Below are 4,656 nucleotides of genomic sequence, written 5' to 3'. Positions count from 1 at the left end.
TCTTCGCCTTCTTGGCACACTCTGGTCAGATCTCTCATGGAGACCTAGAGTGCCGAACTCTAGGTCTTTCTTCGATACTGTAAGGCTTCAGCAATGTGCCTGGCCTTAACTTCACTTTCTTCGAGATCGGCTATAGTAAGTGCTACTTTAAGAACTCTATCAATGGCCCTTGCAGTTAATTTCATCTTTTCCACGGCTGCCGAAAGAAGTGATCTCGATGCTGAGTCTAGCGGCACGTATTCTTTCAGTAAGGCATGACTGAGCTGACTATTCGAAAATATGCTCATTCCTGCATATCTCGACGACTGTCTCTTCCTTGCCGTAATAACTCTCTTCCGAACTTCGTCAGAGCTTTCTGCCGTTGAGTTTTCCATATACTTATCGAAATCGAGTCTTGGCATGTCAACGAAGATATCTATCCTATCTTCCATTGGACCCGAGATCTTCCTATTATATCTTTGAATGTCATACCAAGAACATGTGCACTCTCTTGTTTTGTCCCCGTACCATCCGCAAGGACACGGGTTTTGGGCAGCTATGAGCATGAATCTGGCAGGATAAGTGGCTGTCAGTTTTGCTCTTGCAACAGTAATTACTCCATCCTCCAGCGGCTGTCTGAGAGCCTCGATTACATCTCTTCTGAACTCCGGAAACTCGTCCATGAATAAGACACCGTTGTGGGCAAGACTAATTTCACCCGGTCTAGCATCATTTCCACCACCAACGATAGATGTTGTCGACGCGGTATGGTGAGGAGACCTGAATGGTCTCTCTTTTATCAGCCCTCTTTCACCCAGCAGTCCAGCAACACTGTAAATCATTGTGGTCTCAATAGCTTCATCCATAGTTAGCGGAGGGAGAATAGATGGAATTCTGCGGGCAAGCATTGTTTTTCCACATCCCGGGGACCCTCGAAGAGAAATGTTGTGCCCTCCTGCCGCGGCGACTTCAGAAGCCCTCTTAGCAAACTCCTGCCCCTTTATCTCAGACATGTCCGGCCCATTCATACTTCCCAATTCGGGCTGCGAATAGACGACGGGTTTTTTCTCCACGTGTCCGTTCAAAAAGCCAACCAAATCGTTCAAACTATCCGCCGTGAAAATCGTAAGGTTGTTCACTATTGTAGCTTCCTGCCTGTTTGGAGCAGGAAGCACAACTCTTAGACCATTTGCCCTGCTGGAAAGCGAAAGCAGAATTGGCAAGACGCCTCTTACTCGCCTAAGGCTTCCGTCAAGACCCAGTTCTCCAAAGAAAATGTAATCGGAAAGATCGGTTTTGATTTTCGAAGTTGCCTTAAGCAACCCCACCGCTATAGGAAGATCGAGATAAGATCCCTCCTTTTTCACATCGCTCGGAGCTAGGTTGACCGTTATTCGACCGTTGGGTAGCTCTATCCCCGAGTTCTTGACGGCACTCTTAACTCTCTTCTTGCTCTCCTTAATTACGGTGTCTCCAAGACCTACGATATCCATCTCCTGGATTACTGCCCTGCTGTCAATATCCAGCTCAACGAGAACATCCAAAACGTTAAGACCCATGGTTGTAATCGTTCTAACTCTTGAATAGCGCATCTCATAACCTCCTATCATATATGAAATTATATCAATCAAGAGGCGAAGAGGTGATATACTTGAAATGAGGCATGGTCGAGGTGTGCATATGAAGAATACACATCGTATTAGTGTAAGAGCTTTGGTCATAAAAGACGAATCTGTTCTTCTTGTTCGTCATGAGCATCGCGACAGACCTCCCTTCTGGTGTTTCCCCGGCGGACTTGTTGAACCAGGCGAAGATCTTTTTACTGCAATCAAGAGAGAGATAAGGGAAGAGACTTATCTTGAAGTCTTTCCTAAATCGGTTGTTGCACTACAGGAATTCAAAAGAGAAAGCCTTCTGGAGGTGATATTTTCCTGCGATTACGTCTCGGGAAGGACCAACCTGGGATCAGATCCAGATAACTCGGGAGTTCCAACGTTGGTTGAAGTCAAATGGGTGGAAATTGGAGAGATTGAGAAGTACAGAGTACTTCCGATTTGGCTTTCTTCACGTCTCAAGACAGAATGGAATTCTCTGAGTTCAGTACAGTTATATGAGGTAGCGAGCAAACACCAGCTCAGGACAGGGAGTCCTGATTCCAGCGTACTGTAACGGCCTTTGGTATGTGATAACATGAAGTAACGCAATTTGGTAGCATCACGCGAGAGGAGGGTTATCATGGATTACAACATCTACTCTAAAGACGTAACTGTTACAGACTCCATGAAAGACTACATCGACAAGAGGTTCTCAAAAGTGTCGAAAGTTGTCAACGAGGAGAAGCTGATCTCGATGGATCTCAGGCTCTCGAAGGAAAGGGCGTTCTACAAGGTCGAGGCGACCGCCCATCTGCCGGGCGTTATGGTCCGCGTGGAGGAAAAGGGCAGCGACTTCTATACAGTAGTGGATTCGGCATCTGATGCCTTTGAGAGAAGAATAAAGAGATTCAAAGAGAGAACTCGCCACAAGCACAAAAACGGCCTTAAGGAAAACCTCGATTCAATTCCCTCCAGGTTCGAAGAAGATCAATCCACAGTAATTACAAGACGTAAGAGGTTCACTATCAAGCCGATGACTGAGGATGAGGCCGTTCTTCAGATGGAAATGCTTGGCCACACCTTTTTTGTCTACAGGAATATCGATACTGATGAAGTCAATGTTCTCTATACTAGAAAGAACGGATCTATCGGTATTATTGAAATGAACGAATAGCGGACGGCCACCAGAAGGTGGCCCGCTTTCTTAATCTTCACGTGAGATGATTATTATGGTAGAATTCGAAATCTAGTTCTGTCTATAGAAATGAAAGGGTGGTGGCAAGAATACAGAATAACAGAACGCAGACTATTGTCTTCAGTCGAATTGAGGACGAAGTCAGGATCGCTTCTCTGGACGGCGATCAGCTGGAAGAGATTTTTTTCGAAGACATGGACAGCGAAAGTGTAACTGGAAACATCTATCTTGGCAAGGTAGAGAATGTTGTTCCCAGCCTTGAAGCGGCTTTTGTGAATATTGGGATTGGAAGGAACGCATTTCTTAGATTCAAAGATGCTTCCGGACAACAGAAACTGGAGAAGAACAACAAAGTTCTAGTCCAGGTCAGCAAAGATCCCATCGGTTCGAAAGGGCCTCAGATTACCCTTAAGGTTAGCATACCAGGCAGAAGCCTTGTTTATACACCGTTTTCGAAGCATATTGGAATATCGAAGAAGATCGCGGATCAGCAGGAAAGGAATAGGCTCACCGCGGTTGCGAAGTCAGTTCTTGAAAACAAAGAAGGTGTGATCTTCCGTACCGCCGCTTTCGGTGTGGGTGAGGAAACAATAAAGGAAGAGCTTGAAAGTCTGCGTGAAAACTGGAACAAGATAAACGAGACATTTAGAAGAAGCAGAAAACCGAAGATTCTCTATGAGGAACCTTCCTTTGTAGAGTATATTCTCAGAGAGAGACTAACCGAAAATACAAAGGAGATAGTGGTCGATTCAGAGGAACTCTGGCACGATGTGGTCGCCGGCATCAGCAAATTCAAGTCCGGTTTCAAACCGGTCGTGAGGTATGTTGAAGGCGATGCCTTTGCGTCTGAAGAAGTGTACGAGAAAATGAAGATCCTCTATACCAGAATGGTATCCCTACCCGCGGGAGGAAACATATACATAGACAGAACAGAAGCTATGACGGTAATCGATGTGAACTCTGCAAGCAGTATCTCCGGCAACGATGTGTCGGAAACTTCATTGAACACGAACCTAGAGGCCGCTTCAGAGATTGCGAGACAGCTGAGATTGAGAAACATTGGCGGAATAGTCGTTATAGACTTTATTGATATGAAGAACGATGAAGATAGGCAGAAAGTGATATCGAGTCTCACAGCTGAATTTAAGAAGGACAAGGCGAGAACTATGATAATGGGATTCACGAGACTTGGATTGCTGGAAATGACAAGGAAGCGATCGACAGCTGCAATTGGGTCCAAGTTATATTCCTCATGCCCGATTTGCAAGGGAACGGGAAGGATCGAGTCTCCCAGGGCAGTTTATCAGCGGCTGCTTAAGGATCTATCGAGGGGTTTTCAGGACGAATCGTTGACCAGCGCCTCCATTCAGGTTTATCAAAACATGTCTGGAATCCTAACTCCAGAAAACCAGAAGAACCTTGTCAAGACGCTGAAAAGAGAGATTTCGGTGGGCTTCACCTGGCCAATTCCGACCTCTTATGAAATCAAATTCGTGAAGAAGCAAGAAAAACCGAAGAAACCCAAGACTAAGGCAAAAAGGGAGTCGAAATGACTCCCTTTACCTATCTGGTGGATGCGACAGGGATTGAACCTGTGGCCTCTTCCGTGTGAAGGAAGCGCTCTTCCGCTGAGCTACGCATCCGTACAGCAATTCTATCATCGGTAGGGTACAGTGTCAAGGTTTGACGATTAGTTACGTGATGACAGGTAGCGGCAAAGTGAAAACGGTTGACCGTTAACCGAGGGAAAAACCTGTTCTTCGTTCCAGAGCGAGGATCTGTTCTTCGTTCCTAGATCCGCTGTACGCTTAAGAACAAGGACCCGCTGATTGCTTGTAAAAGCTCAGTTGCAAGTTCCAAGATGCAAGTTGTAAGAAAAAGCAAGAG

4 protein-coding genes and 1 tRNA gene are annotated in these 4,656 nt (G+C 45.8%); 3 read left to right on the top strand and 2 right to left on the bottom strand.

Annotation, left to right across the window (positions count from 1 at the left end; translation table 11 throughout):
- Positions 1-59: 59 nt before the first annotated feature.
- Entirely contained in the window at positions 60-1,571 is a 1,512-nt protein-coding gene (locus tag B3157_RS11395) for a YifB family Mg chelatase-like AAA ATPase (RefSeq protein WP_099829645.1), read from the bottom strand.
- Between the two features lie 88 nt (positions 1,572-1,659).
- On the opposite strand from B3157_RS11395, the gene B3157_RS11390 reads away from it, so the two are divergent.
- The 3 genes from B3157_RS11390 to B3157_RS11380 all read left to right on the top strand — a co-directional run bounded on the left by B3157_RS11390 (position 1,660) and on the right by B3157_RS11380 (position 4,322).
- Positions 1,660-2,148: an NUDIX domain-containing protein gene (locus tag B3157_RS11390; RefSeq protein WP_099829644.1), complete on the top strand. Its 489-nt coding sequence runs from the start codon at positions 1,660-1,662 to the stop codon at positions 2,146-2,148.
- 66 nt (positions 2,149-2,214) lie between these two features.
- The gene (gene hpf / locus B3157_RS11385) at positions 2,215-2,748 is read left to right on the top strand and encodes a ribosome hibernation-promoting factor, HPF/YfiA family (RefSeq protein ID WP_099829643.1); all 534 of its coding nucleotides are present in this window, start codon (positions 2,215-2,217) and stop codon (positions 2,746-2,748) included.
- 98 nt (positions 2,749-2,846) lie between these two features.
- Entirely contained in the window at positions 2,847-4,322 is a 1,476-nt protein-coding gene (locus B3157_RS11380; protein ID WP_292590601.1) for an Rne/Rng family ribonuclease, read from the top strand.
- A gap of 15 nt (positions 4,323-4,337) precedes the next feature.
- Here B3157_RS11380 and B3157_RS11375 read toward each other — a convergent pair.
- A tRNA-Val gene (locus B3157_RS11375) sits at positions 4,338-4,412 on the bottom strand.
- Between the last annotated feature and the right edge of the window lie 244 nt (positions 4,413-4,656).

The organism is Mesotoga sp. UBA5557 (assembly GCF_002425715.1).
Lineage (GTDB): Bacteria > Thermotogota > Thermotogae > Petrotogales > Kosmotogaceae > Mesotoga.
The sequence above is the reverse complement of the archived record's forward strand: the minus strand, read 5'-3'. Positions and strand labels throughout refer to the sequence as shown.